The organism is Streptomyces sp. Ncost-T10-10d (genome assembly GCF_900091955.1).
Lineage (GTDB): Bacteria > Actinomycetota > Actinomycetes > Streptomycetales > Streptomycetaceae > Streptomyces.
The window spans coordinates 147,650-165,230 of the sequence record NZ_FMDF01000157.1 but is presented as its reverse complement, the minus strand read 5'-3'; the positions used below and the strand labels follow the sequence as shown (position 1 = coordinate 165,230).

Genomic DNA, 17,581 nt, shown 5'->3' with positions numbered 1-17,581 from the left:
ACACATCACGCGATCCGGAATGAGCCGGATGCCTGATAGAAGGATTGGGAACGGCATGAAGGAGCAAGCGACGGCTCGCTGGCAGCAACTGCCCGACTCGCTCGGCCCCGACGGGCTGCTGCTGGTGGAGCGGCTGCGCGACCTCAAACAGCAGACCGGGCTGAGCCTGGCCGCGCTGGCCACACGCACCGCCCACAGCAAGTCCTCATGGCACCGTTACCTCAACGGCGTCAAGCTCCCGCCGCGTACCGCTGTCGAGGCTCTGGGGCGACTCGGGGGCACGGAGATGGCGCCGCTGATCACCCTGTGGGAGAACGCCTGCCGGGCCGAGACCAGACCGCTGAGCGCGCCCCAGCCCCCTGCGCCGCGGCTACCGCTCGCGTCAGCTGCCCGGGCGCGACGGCTGCGGACGGCCGTCGTGCTGGCTGTATCCGCCACGCTGGGCGCCGTGGCCTGCGCCGTGGGTGCCCCGGCCCTGTCGGGCGGCAGCCCGGAGCGGCAAGCGGCGTCCTGCCGCAAGGAAAGCTGCCGGGGGCAGTATCCGGGCTCCTCCCGCTGCAACCGGGATGCCCGCACTGAGAGCACCGTCACTGAGGATGCCTACGCCGTACGGCTCCGGTTCAGCCCGTCCTGCGCCACCGTCTGGTCCGAGGTGGAGACGGACGCGCGCGATGGCGCCCTGGAGGTCTCGATCCGATCCGGAGCGGACGAGCTGCTCGCCTCGCACCGGGACAGGGTGACGCACGGCAAAAGCAGCCCGATGCTGCCCGCTACGAGCCCGAAGGGGGCCGAGGCGTGCGTCGAGATGGCGGACCGACTGGCCTGCACCGGGGCCGTACACCTCTCCGCGGATCTGCAGGAGGGCCGCTGACGCTCTCCTCCACCCATGTGCCTTGTGCGGGTGGGCCCGTGAAGCCTTCATGCAGCCCTACGGCCGAGGATGCGGCGGGTAGATCCAGGTGCCGATATCACCTACAGGCTGCTCTCCGCCGCCCGGCCCGTGCGCCGGCGGGATCACGATCGCCTGCCACGGCCGACCGGCCATGAACGAGGCGGGCGACGAACTGACCTGGCCATTGGCCTGCCAGGCGCCTTTCACCAGTCCCACTCAGAGCAGGGCGCGGTCTACGTGGTGACTCCCAGCTTCTCCCTCCGCTATCCCTGACCTTGCCGAATACCTCATCTGTGCTGGTGGGACCAGGTCTCCCAGGGTGACAGACAGGATCGCTCAAGTCGCCGCTCTCGCACGGCCGACAGTGAGCACGGCATGGTGATCGGCTGTGTTGCTGAGACTGGCGTGCCTGGGTGTAACGAACGCGTTCGCGATGTTGAGACTGCTGCCGATGAGCTACCGAGAGAACAACGTTGAGATCCTGGCTCTCCGTCATCAGACTGCGGTGCGGGAGTGGCAACTGAGCGGCCAGCGCGTGCGATTCCACTGAGCGACCGGACTCTTCTGGTGGCGCTGCTGCATGGCCTTCCGCTGCAGGCACTCCGGCAGATCCGGCTACTGGTCCGACCCGATACGGTGCTGCGCCGGCACCGCGACCTGTTCGCCCGCCGACACGCCGCCCAGAGGAGACCGAAGCACGGGGGTCGGCCGCGCACCGTGCGCTCGATCCGAGCTCTGGTGCTGCGCCTGGCCAGAGGTGTCCGGGGTGCGCGCCGGCCGCCCCGTCGTCGCCGGCACTCTCCTGGAGTTCTGATACCGAGGTCGGCCGATGCTGTCCCGAAAATGTCAGAGAACCGGCGGGCAGGGGCGGGCGGTGTGGGAGACCCGACACTACGGGCCGCCGCAGGTCCCTCGCGAAGCCCGGTTGCCTCGCAGGGGCAGTCGAGCACGGTGGAGTGCCTGGTCCACCCTGGAACCGGACGTTCGTGATGTCCACGCGCAACACCCGGTACTGCGCGCAGCGGCCGACCCGGTTGATCACCTCGGGCAGGGCGAGGTGACGGCAGCAGGAGCCCGAACGGCCTGTGGGCGTCATCAGCCAGCCCGGACACCGGCGGCCGAGCAGCCGTCTGCCGGCGCCGCGGACCGTCGGCCGAACAGGCTGAGCCCGACCAACGGGACCGTGACCGGTGGCCGGGCTTACCGGGTCAGACCATGCGCCAGTCCCAGGCCTGGGACGGCGTGCCGTTGCAGTCGTAGAGCTGAAGGTCGCGCCCCGGGCTGAAGTCACCAGACGGCACGTCGAGGCACTTGCCGGACATGGGGTTGCGCAGGGCGCGGTTGTCGTGCAACCAGAGCTGCGAACCGGTGCCGTTGCAGTCGTAGAGCTGAACCCGGGTGCCGTTGGCCGTGGACCCGCCGGCCACGTCCAGACATTTACCGAAGGCACGCATCTCGAACACGTTCTGCTTGAGGATCGGGACGCGGCTCCACGCCTGCGAGTTGGTCCAGTTGCACGAGTAGATCTGTACGGGAGTGCCGTTGTCGCTGCGGCCTCCCTCCACGTCGAGGCAGAGGTCGCGGTCGCCCACGTTCCAGCCCACACCCTTGTCGGTGTCGTTCACGAACCGCCACGCGTCCTGGTTGTCGTAGCCGATCCAGTCGGTGGAGATCATGTTGGGCATGCGCCCGAGCGTGGCGGACTCGCAGGCCGTCTTGGCCGTCTGGTAGAAGTCGTCGTAGGTACGGGAGCTGAACTGGTTGTTGATGAACAGCTTCTGGAATGCCCGCTGTCCGCTCGCGCCGTACCTCCCTCCGACGTTCAGCGGGTCGGATATCCCGTCTCCGCTGCGGTCGGTGCACTGGCGGATGCCGTTGTCGTAGTGGTTCTGGATCGTCCAGTCCCTCATAGGGAAGATGCCGATGTCCTCCCGGTCGACCTTGCCGGACAGGACCAGCAGCCGCTGGTTGGTATTGACCATGTCCTGGACCCGGGGCCAGCCGATTGAGTCGACTCTCCAGGCGCGCGGGTCGAACATCATCGAGCGGGCGCCGGGGACGGAGTCGAAGGCCTTGGCCAACAGGTCCTTGGAGGCGTAGTCCTCCAGCGTGAGGACGAAGACCTCCTGCCGATTGCTGTTGAGGAAGTCGACGATGGTTCTCAGGTGGTCGGCCAGCGGGCGGCCCCACTGGCGGAACACCTCGCCATGGCCGGTGCGCGCGAAGGGCGGGCGGTCGTCGCCCGTGCCGTAGTCGTAGTCGTAGACGTCGAGTTCGGTGGCGCGCACGCCCTGGTTCCACAACTGGTCGCGCAGCGAGTACGTCTGGTTGGTGAACGGCGCGCTCATGCCGTCGGGTCCGTTGGCGTAGCCGTTGTGGCTGGCCAGCAGGGTGATCTCGTCGAGGTGGCGCTCGCCCCATCCGCCGCCGGGCAGTTCGGCGTGCGCGGGCGCGGTGAGGGCGGCGGAGAGCAGGCCGCCTAACGCGAGTACGGGCAGGAAGCGGCCGAGGACGGCCCTGCTCCATCTGCCGATGGTGTGGTTCATGGATCCGCTCCGTTTCGTCGTGTGCCGTTGCGGGCTGTCCAAGGTTCGGCGCGGGTTGCCAGGAAGAGCTCAACGTTCGATGAACGTCGCGGCGAGAACCCGGCGGGAAGGCGGCGGCGTGTTCCAGGGCGTGCTTGGGAAGGGACACGGCTACCATCCTGGCCAAGGGGTAGGGTCATGCGGGGGTTTGAACAGGCACAGGCAACGTCGGAGCACCTGACGGTGCGTCTGCTGGGGCCGGTCGGTGCAAGGCGTGGCGGTGAGCGGATAGCGCTCGGACCGCCGCAGCAGCAGGCGGTGTTCGCGATACTGGTGCTGCGGCGTGGGCACATCGTCACGGTCGGGCAGTTGGTGGACGGGGTGTGGGGATCGGCTGCCGCGCCGCGCTGCGCGTCCTCGGCCGTACGCACATATGTCTCCCAGTTGCGCGCGGCCCTGGAACCGGACCGGCCCGCGCGGTCCAGAAGCCGGTCGATCGTCGCCGAGGAGGGCGGCTACCGGTTCCTGGAGCCGGCGGTGGACGTGGACACCGAGGTGTTCGCGCACGAGACCGCGGACCGGCGCGATTCTGCCGAGGCCGTGTATGAGCGGCTGTCACGTGCGGTCGGACGCTGGCGGGGCATCGCTCTGGCGGGGGTGCCAGGGCCCTGGGCCGAGCACCACCGCAAGCAGTTGGCCGAGTGCCTGGTGGCGGCGCGCGAAGACCTGTACGCCGCGGCCGTCGAACTGGGACGGCACGAGGAGGCCGTGGCCGAACTACCGGAGATGGTAAAGGAGTTCCCCTTACGGGAGCGGTCGCACGGGCTGCTCATGCTGGCGCTGCAGCGCGCCGGACGCCAGGCAGATGCCGCTCGTGTGTACGACGAGGCGCACAAGTTGCTGGAGCGGGAACTGGGGACGAGGCCGTCAGCGGAATTGACGGAACTGCACCGCGGACTCCGCGCGGGACACACGGTGCATTCCCCCGCGTGGCCCGTGGGCACCGACGTCCGTCCCGCGGCCCCGCCCCTCCGCCCGGACCAGCTGGCAGGCGCCTTCGGGCTCCAGCGACAGTCGTCCATGGGCGCGGACCGGCGGCCCGGCGCACCCGCGATCGTCGGCCCCCTGCGGGGCAGCGGGGAGATGACCGCTGCACCGCTGCCTTCCGACATCGGGTACTTCACGGGGCGTGGCCGTCTCGTCGAGGAGATAAAGGCGCACCTGCTCCAGGCCCGCCCCGGGCACAGCCGGGCCGTCGTCATCGCGACCGTGGCCGGCATCGGCGGCGTCGGCAAGACCGCGCTCGCCGTCCATGTGGCACACGGCCTGCGCGAAGCCTTCCCCGACGGCCGACTGTACGTCGGCCTGCGCGCAGGCTCCCATCCGGCGGATCCGGCCGGTGTGCTCGCCGATCTCCTCTGTGCGCTCGGCACCCCGCCCGACCGGCTGCCGCTGGACAGGGAAGAGCGGGCAGCGCTGCTGCGCACCCTGCTCGCCGACCGTCGTGTGCTGCTCGTCCTGGACGACGCCCGTGACGCCGCCCAGGTCCGCCCGCTCCTGCCCGGCACCGCTGGTTCGGCGGTACTTGTCACCACCCGGGCTCCTCATCTCGCCGTACCCGGCGCCCGCTCCTTCGCCGTGGACATTTTCACCGAGGCCGAGGCGCTGTCGTTACTCGGCACGCTCGCGGGCGCCGCACGAGTGGCCGCGGAGCCCGAAGCCGCCCGGGACCTGCTCGACTCCTGCGGCCGCCTGCCGCTCGCCGTGCGCATTGTCGGTGCCCGCCTCGCCGCCCTCCCCCGCCAAAGCCTGCGCGCCTTCGGCGCGCGGCTGACCGACACCCGTGTGTTACTGGACGAACTGAGCCACGGCGACCACATGGTGGAGTCCGCTTTCCGGCTCGGCTACGACGCCCTGACCCCCGACCTGGCCCGGGCCTTTCGTTTCCTGTCCCTCCTCGACGCCCCCGACCTGCCGCTGCCGGTCGCCGCCGCTCTTCTCGGCACGGAGGAGCACGCGGCCGAGAACCTCACCGAGGCCCTGGTCGACGCCGGGATGCTGGAATCCCCCGCCCCGGGCCGCTATCGCCTGCATGACCTGCTCCGGCTCTACGGCCAAGGCCACGCCGAATCCACGGAGCGCGCCGAGGACCGGACGGAGGCGCTGCGCCGGGTCCTGGCCCTCCTCTACGGCAGCGCGGTCCACGTCGCACGCACGGCTCTGCCGGACAACGCCCCCTCCCCCGCCTGGCTCCACCCGGCGGACCATACGGGCATCGCCTTCGCGGACACCGATCAGGCCCGGACCTGGTTCCGCGCGGAGCACGCCGTGCTGACCGCTGCCGTGGAGCAGTCGCTGGCGTCGGTCCCCGAGGCCCTGCGGACAGCCGTGGACCTGTTGATGCTGATCGCGGTCTGCAGCCTCTTCCCGAGCCGTGGCCACTACGACGAGGCTTGCCGGCTCGCCGGATCGGCCGCCCACAGGGCAGCGGAAGCCGGCCAACCCGAGTACCGGGCCAGGGCGCTGCACACCCGGGCCTGGCTTTCATGTCTGGTAGGCAACTACGCGGAGGCGGAGGCGGACCTGCGCGCCGCACTCCGCTGGGCGGAGGCCACCAACAGCCACCGACGCCTTCACATGTCGGGGGTGCTGCTGGCACTCGTGCTGCGAGCCACCGGACGCGTGCAGGAGTCGGAAGCCGCGATGGCCGGGGCCGAGCGGTACGCGGGCGACCCGGACAACCCGGCCAGCCCTGCCGGCCTCGCCCGGTTCATGGCCCGGCTGCACGTTGCCGTGGGCACGGACCAGCCGCCTTCCGGACTACCCCTGATGACACCACTGATGCGTCAAGTGGACGCCCACGGCACATCGCTGGTCAGGGCCGAGGGAGTGATCCGGCTGGGGGCCACGCTGAGCGGTACGGCCGAGTCGGGTGACCGGTCACAGGCGGAGGCGGAGGACGGCGCGGAGACCAGCAGATAGGGGGCTTGCCCCAGGGCCGGGTAGTTAGCGATTCCGCAGGTCACGCAAGGACGTTGACGGGGCTTCCAACGTGGAGCAACGGAGCTCGTCGGTACAGGCAGTCGTCCAAGACAGCTTGTCCCGCAAGGAGCTCCGCCCACCGGCATGGCCCAGGGGGCGTGATCGGCGGACTGGCGTACTCATAACGGCGGCCCCGATCGGCGCTGGTGCGTGATCGGGCTGCCACCGACGACCTGTTTCTCTGCCTCCGGTGTCGTGGTCTCCTGCCGGACGCTGGTCACCGAGCGGGCGGGAGGTGTGCCCATGCGCTCCGGCCAGTGGCGCCGTACGAGGTCGTGGTCGGCGCCGATGCCGCCGGTGGTCGTGCTTCGTTCCGGGCATCAGCGTCCCGCTGCCGCTCGGCGCCACGTCGCTCACGCAGCGCAGACTCACACCGGGCAAGCCAAGGGCCTGCCAACTCCTCCATCAGATCGCCGAGATGCGTACGGGAGACGCCACAGAAGCCAGGATGAGACAAAGCCGCACGGGCCCATTGGGACGGCACATCCCATGAACCCATGCGGTCCGCCTCAGGTCGCGGGTCGCCGATCACGGGTACATCCGCCCGGTCTGCGGTCGGCAGAGGTAGAACAGCTCGGGATCGCCCTCGTCGAGGCCGTGGAGAAGGCCGACCGGGCTCCATCCGGCCCGTTGGAGCAGTCGCTGCATGGGCTGGTTGGAGACGTTGGTCGAGGTGAACAGTTTCGGAGTTGTGCACGAGGCGGCCACGGCGTCCAGCAGCCCATGACCAACGCCTCTGCCGCGGGCCGATGGGGCCACCATCAACATCGTGACGAAGCCCTGTTCGAAAAACGTGTACTCAACCACGCAGTAGCCGAGCAGGTCAGACGCGTCTTCTGCTACGACCGCCAGGCCCTGCCGGCACCACCTTCGAATGCTCGCCCGTCGCCCGACGTCACCTTCGACCGCGACCGCGTCGATTTCAACCAGCGCGTCCCACTCCGACTCACTCGCGCGGCGCACAACGAACTCACCGAGGCCCCCTGCATCATCCATGAGCCCATGTTGTCAGTTCGCACCAGAAGCCCGCCCTGCTCCCGGCCCTCTATCGGGGACCAGGTCGTTACCCTCCCGGGCGCCCGGTCGGCCGTGTCCGCGAAGTCCCGTGAGATGGTGTCAGTGCCCTGCGGCAGAGTGCCGTGCATGATCAACTACTTGGACAGCATCGACTGGTCGTCGATGAGCCATGCGTGCGGCGCGGCCGTCGACGTTCCGGTGTGGCTCCGGGCGATGGCCTCACCCGACCCCGAGGTTCGAAAGAGGGCACTCGGCGATTTCTACAGTGCGGCCCATCACCAGGGCGCCGTGTACGCGTGCATGGCGGCGAGTCTGCCATTCCTGTTCGCGCTGGCCGACGACCCTACGGCCCCCGACCGCGCCTCGGTCGTCGAGTTACTGCTGAGCATCGGACGTGAATCTGTGGATCGCGATGACGGCGGCGTCCGGTTCGCACCAAACGGCACTCCAGTTGCTCCTTGCCACGCCGTAGGACCGGGGCGGAAGCACTGGGAACTGCTCCCGGCGGCTCAGTCCGATCAGCCGGGCCCCGGTGATCCGGAATCGCCACTCACTGTCGAGCAGGACTCCGAGTTCGTGGTGACCCGGCGTAGGACGGCGTACTCAAGGGGCACGGACGGGTCCGATGGACACATCCAGCGGGGCTGGCTCGGCTCCCGCCCGGACCAGCAGTTCACCGACGGCTGCGATCAACGCCCCGTTGTCGGTGCACAGCTTCAGCGGCGGGATCCGCAGCGCGATCCCGGCGGAGCGTGGTTTCGAGCGCGGAACATCCTGCGCCATGCCAACCGGTCCCCGCGCGCGGGGAGCGCGGGCGAGCGGCGCAACACCCTCGTGCAGACCATCAACCTGGCACCCACGCTCCTGGAGTACTTCGGCGTCGAGCGCCCGGCCGAGATGCAGGGCGCGCCGCTGCCCGTCTCATCCCCAGCAGATGGCGACACCACACACGCTCCCACCCCGATCTGTGACTGCTCACCCCATAGGAAGGTCCACCGCACCGTCCTACCGTGGCACCGCCCCGGTCCCCGAGGTGACCTCAACGCCATGGCCCCCACCCACTTCCGTACCGACGACCTGCACCGAATCGACCGCAAACCGTCCATCGGCTGGATCCGCGGCACCGACGACCTCATCGTCTCCGACACCTCGCTCTTCGACCTCGCCCACCTCGGTGCACTCGGCGCCGTCCCCGGCTGGCCCGACGCCGAACACTGCCCCGCCCAACCCATGCTCGCCCAGACCCGCCACACACTTGACCACTACGCCGCCACGGGCACCTACGTGCGGGAAGACGCCGTTCACCGCCGCCCTCACCGCGGGCCTGTGAAGCGGACCGTTCGCTCACCCCGCGCGGACCTGTATCGACGTCGAGATTGACCACGCGATTCCGAAACCAAGCCTTGCCAATTGGACCGATATGCGCCCCAAGTGCCTCATCGAGGCCATGAGCCGCGCTGAGAATGGCGAACGCCGAGGAAACGATCGACAGATTCAGGCTGTTCACAGACGGTAGCGTTCGCTGAAATGAGGCGAATTATGAGTGCAAACGTACCGAAAGAATTAGGACCTGCCGGACCATTGCTTGGCCGTATCGGCGTGGCGGCCCTGAGCCAGCATGCAGTGCAGGCCGAATTCACCGATACCGTTGGAACTCGTGCCCTGCACGCAGTCGAAGAATGGTGCAGTGCGGCTGACTCCAAAGGGTCCTACCGGCTGAGAACCGAGAAATTCCCCTTTGGGGACGTCATCGAGCACTTTCGGTGTGTGGGGCGAGGCGACGCGCACCCTGCTCTCATCGCCAAATTGCGCGATCTCCACGCCTCGGTGCAGAGCACCGCACCACCTGAGGACGAGGGGGTGAGCACGCCGCCGCTGTCCTCCTGGTTGCGTCTCACTTTCGACCAGGAGGACGGTGATTACCACACCTACGTGGGCACCCACCTCTACGACGGGATGAGGGAACGGTCGGAAGGAGAAAAGGGCGACATCCTGTCAGACACCATCATGGCCGCTCTTGCCGTGGACCTGCTCTCCACCGAAACATCTGCTCTCGCCGCCGAGCCCAGCCGACGGCAGCGGACCAGGGCACGCGCGGCCTACCAGCTTCTGAGAAGCATGAACGCTCTCGCACCCGCCTGGGGAGAGAAGTTCGAGGGCAAGGCCGGTCCATTCGCCACGGCGGACGTACTCAAGGGAGATGAAGCCCTGACGGCTGCCGCGTCCAGGGCCGTCTCGGCAGCGGCCGATCAGATCGAGCAGCCCGTCCGGCGCCTCGTGGAAGCCACGATGCTGCCTGTGACCCGGCTTCATGACGAACAGATGTTCATCAGGATCATTCAGATCTTCGAGGGCTTGTACGTCCACATCGGCCGCTGCCTCGAACGTGCCATCACCGCCCTGGACAACGGTGATGCCGAAGGTTGCCGCGACGAACTGAGCGACGCGGCGAATCGGCTTGAGGCCACGCCTGCGCTCTTCCGCGTCCTGACCACGATGCCACGCGAGGCATTCGCCGTCATCCGCGAGAAAACCAACGGCAGGAGCGCCGTTCAATCCACCTCGTATCGACGGGTGGAGTCGCTGAGCGCACCGCGAGATCCCGGCTCACTTTCTCCTCAAGCGCCGTTTCTCGTTCTCGAAGGCGAAACACTACAAGAAGTTTTGGAGCGACAGTTGTCTGAACTTCCCTCGCAGAACGTCACCAGGCTGAAGGAGAGCATGCGGCGCCTCGATGCCAGCTGGCACATGTCGAAGCGCACTCACTGGGGAATAACACTGAAAATCATCGGCTCCGCACCTGGAACCGGCGGCACATCCGGGGCTGACTACTTGCAGCGGACAGCGGAGGTCTCCCTATTCCCTGGCCTCTCCATGTCGGGTAATACCCCGACGAGCTGAACGCTGGATATCCTGAAGAGAGAAACGTGCCAATCCCATTCGATGATGCCAGTCATGATCTTCTTCTCAAGATCATGGAATTCATCATTTCGTAGTCAATCTTCACTGTGAACGAACCAAGAGTGCGTCTGCTCAACGCTCACACGGTTGCGGCAGGCATGTCCGTATCGATTCGCCAGGTAGGTATGGATTCTCCCGTCAGCTCGCGGGAGTACGCCAGCCAGAATTCTTCCTTAGCGCCGGCCAACGGCTTGGGGGTGGAGAGTGTAGCGGGCTGGGATGGGGGTGGGGCGGTCTTTGCCGGGTCGTCCGGCAAGGTGCGATGCTCTGCTTGTAGTGGCAGCGGCGGGCGCGTGCTTGGTGGCGGCGACGCCAGTGGGACCACGTCACGGCGTGGTCGCGGTCTGGAGCACGGCGGCGGGGTCCAACTCCCAGAAGGCGTCGAATCTCAGCCGGTGGTGAGGGCTGCGGCGGTTACGGTGCCGAGGAAGACATAGCGACGCTTGTCGTAACGGTGGCCACGGCCCTGTGCTGCTTGCGTCTGTTGATGGCCCATTCGACGGTATGGCGCTTCTTGTACCGCTCTTCGTCGAACCCCGGTGGGCGGCCGCCGCGTGAACCTCTGCGCAGGCGGGCAGCCTGGCTGTCGGTCTTCTCCGGGATGCTGTGCCGGATGCCCTGGCGTCGCAGGCACTCGCGGCAGGGCCCGTTGCTGTATGCCTTGTCCGCCGCGAGTCTGTCGGGTTTCCTGCGGGGTCTGACCGGCCCGATCCGCGGGACGCGGATCTTCTCCAGCTCACCGGCTTGAACTGGGTGCAGTCCGCTCGCTGCCATGGTGTGACGACGAGAGAGAGCGGGCGACAGCGGCCTTCTGCGCTCAGGTGGAGCTTGGTGGTGAACCTGCCGCGCGAGCGGCGAAGGCCCTCGCCTCCTGCACCGTCCCCACCAGGCGGGCGACGCGGCTCTGCGCGGCGTTTCGCCCTGGTGTTCTGCCGCTGAGACCCCCGGCACCGGCCGCATGCTGATGCGCGCACGACGGTGGAGTTGACCGAGACGTCCCAGTCGATCTCGCCTGCTGCGTCGGCCTCGGCCTGGACCTGCTGGAGTAGGCGCTCCCACGTCCCGTCGGCCGACCATAGTCAGTCGGTTCATAGATGGTTTTCCACGGGCCGAGCCGTTCAGGCAGGTCCCGCCACTGCACTCCGGTCCGCACCCGGTGCAGAATTCCGTCGATCACCTGCCGGTGATCCCGCTCAATTTTCACCGCCGTAGCCTCTCCGTCGCGCATTTCGCATCCGCGGTGTTGCCGACGGTGTCGAGGACGGTGACGTGTGCGGCTGAGGGTGGGCGGCGCCGGGTGGGTCGGCGGGGTGGTCGGGCGCCCCCGATGCCGGCAGGCGCAGACCGCCTGTCGACGCTTCCGCCGACGCCTCCGCCGGCGCTTTCATCAGCGCCGCTCGTCACGCCGTCCGCTCCCGGTCCGCATGATCATGCCGATGTTAGGCTGACGATCTTTGGCGGAATGACAGCCACCGTAGAAGTGGGGTCGGTGGGTGCTGCCGTGCGGCGCCGCCGGGTTGGGGGGACATGCGCACGCTGCGCCCGTTGCAGGCTCTCGGTCTCTCCGCGACAGCGGAGGCCGCCTACCTCGCGCTCGTGGAACGGGGGCCGCAGACCATGTCCGAGCTCACCGACCGGCAGGCGCTGGTCGGGTCGCCGCTCGACGGCCTCAAGGACGCCGTCGCCGAACTCAGCGACATCGGCCTGGTCTCCCGTACGGACGGCAGGCTGACCGCCCAGCCGCCCCGCGCGGTGCTGGAGGCGGTCGCCGAGCGGCGCGCGCGCCAGGCCCGGACCGCCTACGAGAGCGCCACGGCCCTGTCGCAGTACTGGCTCGACCACACCGCCGGAGCGAGCTACGTCGAGGTCGTCGACACCTCCGAGCGGCGCGGGGAGATCCAGTCACGGGTGCACAACGGGGCGGTGTCCCGGGTGCGCGCGCTGTCGATAGGGCCGGTGGGCGGGAGCGACCGGGTGCCGGAGGTAGGCCCTGGCACGCTGGACGCGCTGGACCGCGGGATCGACTACCGGGTGGTGTACAGCGCCAACATCCTGCAGGACCCCAAGGCACTGGAAGTGGCACATGAGTGCGTCGCCCGGGGAGAACAGGCCCGGGTCTTCCCCGATGTCGCGCTGAACGTACTTGTCTGCGACGACCGTTTCGCCGTGGTGTCCGTCGCCGCCCCGAACCGTACGGGACACCACAGTGTCGTCGTGCAGCCGTCGGGTCTCCTGGACGGGCTGATCGGCGTCTTCGAGTCGTACTGGCGAATCGCCGTTCCGCTCCCGCCGGCCGGTGAGGCCGTCAAGAGCGAGGCGACCCCTGAGGGGCGGCAGCTCCTGAGCTACCTCAGCGCCGGGCTGACCGACGAGTCGATCGCCCGTGAGTTCGGGGTGAGCGAGCGCACCGTCGCCCGGCGCATCGCCCGCCTCCAGGAGATGCTCGGCGCCAAGACCCGCTTCCAGCTCGGTGTCCAGGCCAGCCGTCGGGGCTGGCTGTGACGCGGTCGGGCTCGTGGCTTGGACGCGTGGGCGCGCGGGACGGGCCGGTGCGTGATCCGGCCCGCCCCGCGCGGGTCCTCAGCCGCTCAGGTGTTCATCGCCCCGCGGCGTGGCGGTGACCGTTACTTGCTGTCCGGCTTGACCAGGTCGGGCAGCTTGGCCTCGAAGAGCTTGTCGAACGCGAGGGCGGGCAGGATGTGGCCCTGATTCGGCGCCTCGTTGGCCACGCCCGCCGCCCAAGTCGCCGAGTTGAGCCGCTGGTTGGGCGTGCCGTGGTGGCCCGAGCTGGTGAAGCTGCAGTCGCCGACCTGGTAGAACGACTTCTCGGACTTGAGGACACGGGCGGCGTTCAGCGACTCGCCGCGGGAGTGGGTCAGGTAGTACGTGCCGAACGCGTCCGCCATGAGCTCGGTGCGGCGGGTGGCCTCCGGGCCGGTCAGGTCGCTCTCGAAGAGGTTCTTCTGGTACTGGACGTGGTGACCGAACTCGTGGCCCAGGATGCCGCGCGGCGCGACGTCGCCCAGGTTCACCGCGTTCATACCCTGCAGGATGCCGTCACCCATGATGATCCGGTCCGTGATGCCGAGCGGCGCCGGGTCGTCCTTCTCGCTGTAGGCGAAGGCGTTGAAGGTGAAGATCGGGTTGGCGCCACCCTGGAGGACCGGCTCCGAGTCGACCAGCTCGATGAACATGTCGGCCAGGTCGAGGTTCTCCTCGGGCGTGCCGCCGTACAGCACGGAGAGCGTGCGGGCGAGCCGGTCCGGGCTGGTGAAGACGTCCGCGCCGTGCATGGGGATCAGCTCGATGCGTGCCGAGTCGATATCCCAGAAGCGCTTGAGGTTCTTCATCTCGGAGTTGAGCTTCTGGGTGTACTCACCCTTGACGCCGAACGTGTTCGACGACGACTCCTTGCCGTAGATCAGCGCGTCGTAGGTGGGCATGTCGAATCCGCCGAAGAGCGAAAGGATGAAGATGGTCCACGGGTCCTGGGCGCCGTCCAGGAGGGAGTTGGCGTACTTCGACAGGTCGGTCGTCTGGCACTGGTAGTCGCCGGGATTGATCGCGTTGTCGCGGATCTGCTGCCACTCCTCGCCCTTCAGACCGTACTTGGCCTTGGCCGCGTCGAGGCGGGCCTCCCAGTCGGCGGGCAGCTTGGCCAGAATTCGGTCGACGATGGCCTGGTGCTGCGGGTCCATGGAGGAGGTGTCGATGGAGGACTGCAGCGACCGGCTCGCCGCAGTCGTGACGCCGGTCGCGTCAGCGGCGTGCGCGGGAAGCGCCATGCCAAGGCCACAGGTCGCGGCGATCGCCAGGCTCGCTGCCACAGACAGGATCTTCTTCACGAGGTCTCCTTTCGAGGGCGCCCGGTAGGGCATCCAAGGCGACGCCCAGTCTGTAATCCCAACTCCCGGATCAAGAACGGTCGTTCACTGTCCGAAACCGGCATGTCTGGAACCTGACAGCGTCATGGTTCCCGTCACCCCTCCGCTGCCGGCGGCCCGGTCTCCTCGCTTTCAACCGGTTCGACCGCACCTGCCCCTCATAGGCGACGAGCGGGGCGGCGGGCAATCTGCAGCCGGCGGGCTTCGGAGACGGAGCCCGGGACGGGCCCTGCCTCGCATTCGGTGGTGACGGAGGGTGTCGTTATCCGAGGAGGATGCGGTGGCGAAGAAGGGTGAGGCCTACCCGTCCGTGCATCTGGCGTGCGATCAGCTTGGTCCTGGTGTTGACGCCCTCGGTCGGGCCGTTGCTGTGTGGGAGCGTGAGCGTGGCGACCACAGCGTCGAGGTCTCGCTCCAGGCCCCGGGTGAAGGTGTGCAGATGGGGCAGGTCGGCTGCGCGGTCCTGGTGATCCGGAGCTCGAGCGCGTCGGCATTTCCTGGGTGAGGCTTCAGAAGCTGGGCGAAGGTTCGGATACGGGTGGCCAGTTGGGTCGTCTCGGGGCAGGGCGGCGGTGAACCGGGCGCAGCACTTCGATCCGCTCATGGGTCTCGGCGTCGATCACCGCGGTGGCACAGCGGTGCCGTCGGCGCAGAGCAAATTCGTCGACGCCGATCAGGCGGCACACCCGTCCGGCGGGCAACGGGATGCGCAACAGGGCACGCAGGGCCGTGTGACGCGACAGGCCCACCGCGAGTATCGCCGCCAAACGTGCCCCGCCCAGCCCGCCAACTCCGCGACCAAAGCCTTGACTTGCCTGGTCAGACGGGCTGTGCGGCGCTGGTGACGCTCCAGTACCCCGGACACCTGCTCAGGGAAGGTGACGGCAACCGTGCGTAGGACACACCGGACGCAGTACCCGCATACGGACCACCACGTCGACTGTCGGGCCACAATTTGCTGGCGGACCGAGCGGTGCTTCAGGCAGGCTCTCGTGCATGGTCTCGGTATTGCAGAATGTGGCGATCGACTGTGCGGATGCCTATGAGCTGGCTCGGTTCTGGAGTGAGGTGCTCGGTTGTCCGCTGCATCGGGAGGACAACCCAGGTGATCCAGAGACTGAGGTGATGCTGCCGGAGGGCCCGCTGCTGCACTTCAACCAGGTGCCGGAACCGAAGACGCTCAAGAACAGATTTCATCTGTGCCTGCGTCCGAAGACCACGCGCGAGGAGGAGGTCGAGCGACTACTGAACCTCGGGGCCACCCTCGTCGACGATCGCCGGGAACCCGATGGTGCCGGCTGGGCCGTCCTCGCGGACCCTGAGGGCAATGAATTCTGTGTTCTCCGCAGTGAGGCCGACCGCGCATCGATGTCTTCTTGAGGCTTACACACGCAACAGCCGGATGCCCTGTGATAGATGGTCACAGCCATTCGTTGATGGCCGCGACGAGGAAGGTCGCTTCGTAACGCACCGTGAGCTTGATGCCCCTATGGATGTCAACCGGTTGATGCTGGCGTCAGCACGTTCTTCCTGGGCGTGATGACGGTCCCAATGGAGTACGTGGTGGTCAGTCCGGTGGCATCGGCGAGATCAGTCAGCAGCCGTGCCCCGGCGTGACCCACCACTCCCGAACCATCGGCACTGACCTGGACCTTGGGACGCAACCCGATAGTCTGCACCTGGAAAGTGCCCTCCGCCTGGACCGACAGAACCCCTCAGCAAGGTTCATCGTCCCAGGCCAGGAAGGCGCTTTCGCGTTTCCGACCCCATAGCCAGCCGTCCCCGAGCGAAACGGCGAGGCCAAGAGGTCATCCCTTTGGTGAACACGCTGTGGCCGTACCTGACGCAGGGCCAGGCGGCTTCGAGCGTTCGCCCGGCGATGCCGGAGGTGGGCTGCAGGGTCTTCACTTGTGGTCGCGCAGGAAGGCGGGGATCTCGTCGCGGGTCGGGTGGTTCGGCAGGGGGGCGGGCTTGTCCTGGAGGAATGTGGTGATGACGGCGGCGGCTCGGTCGTTGTTGTCGTCAAGGCCGTTCCACATGTGGTGTCCGACTCCAGGCATGTACTGCGTGCGCTGGATGGCGGGATCACCGGCAAGGACGGCAGTCGCCCATTGACGGACCTGGGAGGAGCACTCGGCAATCATCAGCATCGCGGGGGTCTGGGAGCGCCTCAGTTGCGGGGCGATGGAGGGTGATTCCTTGATCGTCTGCTGGATGCGGAGGCTGGCGGCGGGGCTGAAGGAAAAGTTCTGCGCCGTGTCCTCAGTCGGGATGCGGTGCGCGTCGCGCGCGCAGTAGCCGGATGCGGTGTCGCCGCCGAGGTCAGCGGCGGTGAACGCGTTGTCGCCTTCGGCCTGTCCGATCAGCCCGGTGTCGGGGGTGAGGAGCCCAAGTCGCATGAGGCCGAATGCGGCGGCGTACCGCGGGATGTGCGTCGACCGCGGTCCGGTCATGGCCGACGCGAGGCCGCGCGCGGATGGCTGGCCCTTGTGCCCGGTGATTCGCGCGGTCGGGCCGTCCATCGGGCCGGGCTCAGCGATGATCGTCCGGTGAAAGCGTGCAGCGACGCGCGGGTCGGCCAGGGCTCGCGTGAGCACGGCCGCGCCTGAGGAGAATCCGAGGACGTCGACCCTGCCCTTGTCCAGGCGGTCGACGAAAGCGGCAAGGTCGCGCACCGACCTGGAGATCGTGTACTGGTCCATGGGGAGCAGGTCGCTTCGTCCGCCGCCGGCCTGTTCGTAGGCGTAGACGTCGTAGCCCTGTCGCGCCAGGAGCTGCAGGAACCGGTGGTCAAGAACCGAGATGCCGCGAACTGGTCCGCCGTTGAGGTACACGAACGGAATGGGGTGTCGGGTGCCGGCGTTCCCGGGCGGGTAGTGATACACCGCGACCCGGCTGCCTGTGGCCAGGCTCCAGTGTTGCGTGGCCACGAACGGCAGGGCGGGCGGGTACCGCCGGGCCGTGGGCACGGTCGGGATGCAGACCGAGGCCGTCAACGCCGCCGCCACAACCACCGGCAGGAACGGCACGAGCCGCGCCGCCCGAGTGCGACGCCGACCCCGCCACAACGCGGCGACAGCCCCGGCTCCAAGGGTCGTCAACCATGCGCCGAACCCCGAGCCTGCCCCGTCCGTGAGGACGATCGTGGCGAGAAAGACGACGACCAGCGTCGCAACGGCTGCCAGGGCCAGCAGTAAGCGTCCGGTGAAACGAGCAAGGTGTATGGCGAACGTGGGCACGGCTGACCTCCGAAGTTTCAA

The 17,581-nt window shown here is 68.0% G+C and carries 11 protein-coding genes and 3 pseudogenes; 6 read left to right on the top strand and 8 right to left on the bottom strand.

Translation table 11 applies throughout. From position 1 onward, the window contains the following. The first annotated feature begins 55 nt into the window (after positions 1 to 55). Positions 56 to 871, top strand: coding sequence for a helix-turn-helix domain-containing protein (locus tag GA0115254_RS28715; protein WP_093898176.1), 816 nt, complete (start codon positions 56 to 58; stop codon positions 869 to 871). Positions 872 to 2,100: 1,229 nt separating this feature from the next. On the opposite strand, the gene GA0115254_RS28705 is transcribed toward GA0115254_RS28715, so the two are convergent. Beyond that, a complete protein-coding gene (locus GA0115254_RS28705) occupies positions 2,101 to 3,438 on the bottom strand; it encodes an RICIN domain-containing protein (RefSeq protein WP_093898175.1) in 1,338 nt (445 codons plus the stop codon). 177 nt (positions 3,439 to 3,615) lie between these two features. On the opposite strand from GA0115254_RS28705, the gene GA0115254_RS28700 reads away from it, so the two are divergent. Beyond that, entirely contained in the window at positions 3,616 to 6,399 is a 2,784-nt protein-coding gene (locus GA0115254_RS28700; RefSeq protein ID WP_093898174.1) for an AfsR/SARP family transcriptional regulator, read from the top strand. A 588-nt stretch (positions 6,400 to 6,987) separates the two neighbouring features. Here GA0115254_RS28700 and GA0115254_RS28690 read toward each other — a convergent pair. The 3 genes and pseudogenes from GA0115254_RS28690 to GA0115254_RS46650 form a co-directional block, all read right to left on the bottom strand. Continuing rightward, a complete protein-coding gene (locus GA0115254_RS28690; RefSeq protein ID WP_093898173.1) occupies positions 6,988 to 7,455 on the bottom strand; it encodes a GNAT family N-acetyltransferase in 468 nt (155 codons plus the stop codon). A gap of 396 nt (positions 7,456 to 7,851) precedes the next feature. Beyond that, positions 7,852 to 8,040, bottom strand: a complete 189-nt coding sequence (locus GA0115254_RS47875; protein ID WP_370740962.1) for a hypothetical protein — start codon at positions 8,038 to 8,040, stop codon at positions 7,852 to 7,854. Then, a pseudogene (locus tag GA0115254_RS46650) lies at positions 7,995 to 8,229 on the bottom strand (hypothetical protein); the annotation flags it as partial. The gene GA0115254_RS47875 and the pseudogene GA0115254_RS46650, both read right to left, overlap by 46 nt. Positions 8,230 to 8,523: 294 nt before the next feature. On the opposite strand from GA0115254_RS46650, the gene GA0115254_RS46645 reads away from it, so the two are divergent. Both GA0115254_RS46645 and GA0115254_RS28680 read left to right on the top strand, forming a co-directional pair. Next, the gene (locus tag GA0115254_RS46645; RefSeq protein ID WP_256102830.1) at positions 8,524 to 8,856 is read left to right on the top strand and encodes a hypothetical protein; all 333 of its coding nucleotides are present in this window, start codon (positions 8,524 to 8,526) and stop codon (positions 8,854 to 8,856) included. A gap of 159 nt (positions 8,857 to 9,015) precedes the next feature. After that, on the top strand, positions 9,016 to 10,377 hold the full coding sequence (locus GA0115254_RS28680) for a tryptophan 2,3-dioxygenase (RefSeq protein WP_141720929.1): 1,362 nt from the start codon (positions 9,016 to 9,018) through the stop codon (positions 10,375 to 10,377). Positions 10,378 to 10,825: 448 nt separating this feature from the next. On the opposite strand, the pseudogene GA0115254_RS47870 reads toward GA0115254_RS28680, so the two are convergent. After that, positions 10,826 to 11,626 (bottom strand): annotated as a pseudogene (locus GA0115254_RS47870) (IS5 family transposase); the annotation flags it as partial. Positions 11,627 to 11,964: 338 nt separating this feature from the next. Between GA0115254_RS47870 and GA0115254_RS47255 the strand changes: the two are divergent. Then, positions 11,965 to 12,939 (top strand): helix-turn-helix transcriptional regulator, encoded by a 975-nt coding sequence (locus tag GA0115254_RS47255; RefSeq protein ID WP_093898171.1) that lies wholly within the window; start codon positions 11,965 to 11,967, stop codon positions 12,937 to 12,939. Between the two features lie 122 nt (positions 12,940 to 13,061). Here the strand turns inward: GA0115254_RS47255 and GA0115254_RS28665 are convergent, their stop codons facing one another. Both GA0115254_RS28665 and GA0115254_RS47865 read right to left on the bottom strand, forming a co-directional pair. Then, entirely contained in the window at positions 13,062 to 14,282 is a 1,221-nt protein-coding gene (locus GA0115254_RS28665; protein WP_093898170.1) for a neutral zinc metallopeptidase, read from the bottom strand. Between the two features lie 301 nt (positions 14,283 to 14,583). Continuing rightward, positions 14,584 to 15,256: pseudogene (locus tag GA0115254_RS47865) on the bottom strand (transposase); the annotation flags it as partial. A 61-nt stretch (positions 15,257 to 15,317) separates the two neighbouring features. On the opposite strand from GA0115254_RS47865, the gene GA0115254_RS28655 reads away from it, so the two are divergent. Then, complete coding sequence (locus tag GA0115254_RS28655; RefSeq protein WP_093898169.1) at positions 15,318 to 15,701, top strand: VOC family protein; 384 nt, start codon at positions 15,318 to 15,320, stop codon at positions 15,699 to 15,701. 524 nt (positions 15,702 to 16,225) lie between these two features. Here the strand turns inward: GA0115254_RS28655 and GA0115254_RS28645 are convergent. Further along, positions 16,226 to 17,560 (bottom strand): alpha/beta fold hydrolase, encoded by a 1,335-nt coding sequence (locus GA0115254_RS28645; RefSeq protein WP_093898167.1) that lies wholly within the window; start codon positions 17,558 to 17,560, stop codon positions 16,226 to 16,228. Positions 17,561 to 17,581: the final 21 nt, after the last annotated feature.

Excerpts from the sequence above, each read along its gene's own strand:
- GA0115254_RS28715 (WP_093898176.1), top strand. The coding sequence starts at position 56 with ATGAAGGAGCAAGCGACGGCTCGCTGGCAGCAACTGCCCGACTCGCTC.
- GA0115254_RS28705 (WP_093898175.1), bottom strand. The coding sequence starts at position 3,438 with ATGAACCACACCATCGGCAGATGGAGCAGGGCCGTCCTCGGCCGCTTC.
- GA0115254_RS28700 (WP_093898174.1), top strand. The coding sequence starts at position 3,616 with ATGCGGGGGTTTGAACAGGCACAGGCAACGTCGGAGCACCTGACGGTG.
- GA0115254_RS28690 (WP_093898173.1), bottom strand. The coding sequence starts at position 7,455 with ATGGATGATGCAGGGGGCCTCGGTGAGTTCGTTGTGCGCCGCGCGAGT.
- GA0115254_RS46645 (WP_256102830.1), top strand. The coding sequence starts at position 8,524 with ATGGCCCCCACCCACTTCCGTACCGACGACCTGCACCGAATCGACCGC.
- GA0115254_RS28680 (WP_141720929.1), top strand. The coding sequence starts at position 9,016 with ATGAGTGCAAACGTACCGAAAGAATTAGGACCTGCCGGACCATTGCTT.
- GA0115254_RS47255 (WP_093898171.1), top strand. The coding sequence starts at position 11,965 with ATGCGCACGCTGCGCCCGTTGCAGGCTCTCGGTCTCTCCGCGACAGCG.
- GA0115254_RS28655 (WP_093898169.1), top strand. The coding sequence starts at position 15,318 with ATGGTCTCGGTATTGCAGAATGTGGCGATCGACTGTGCGGATGCCTAT.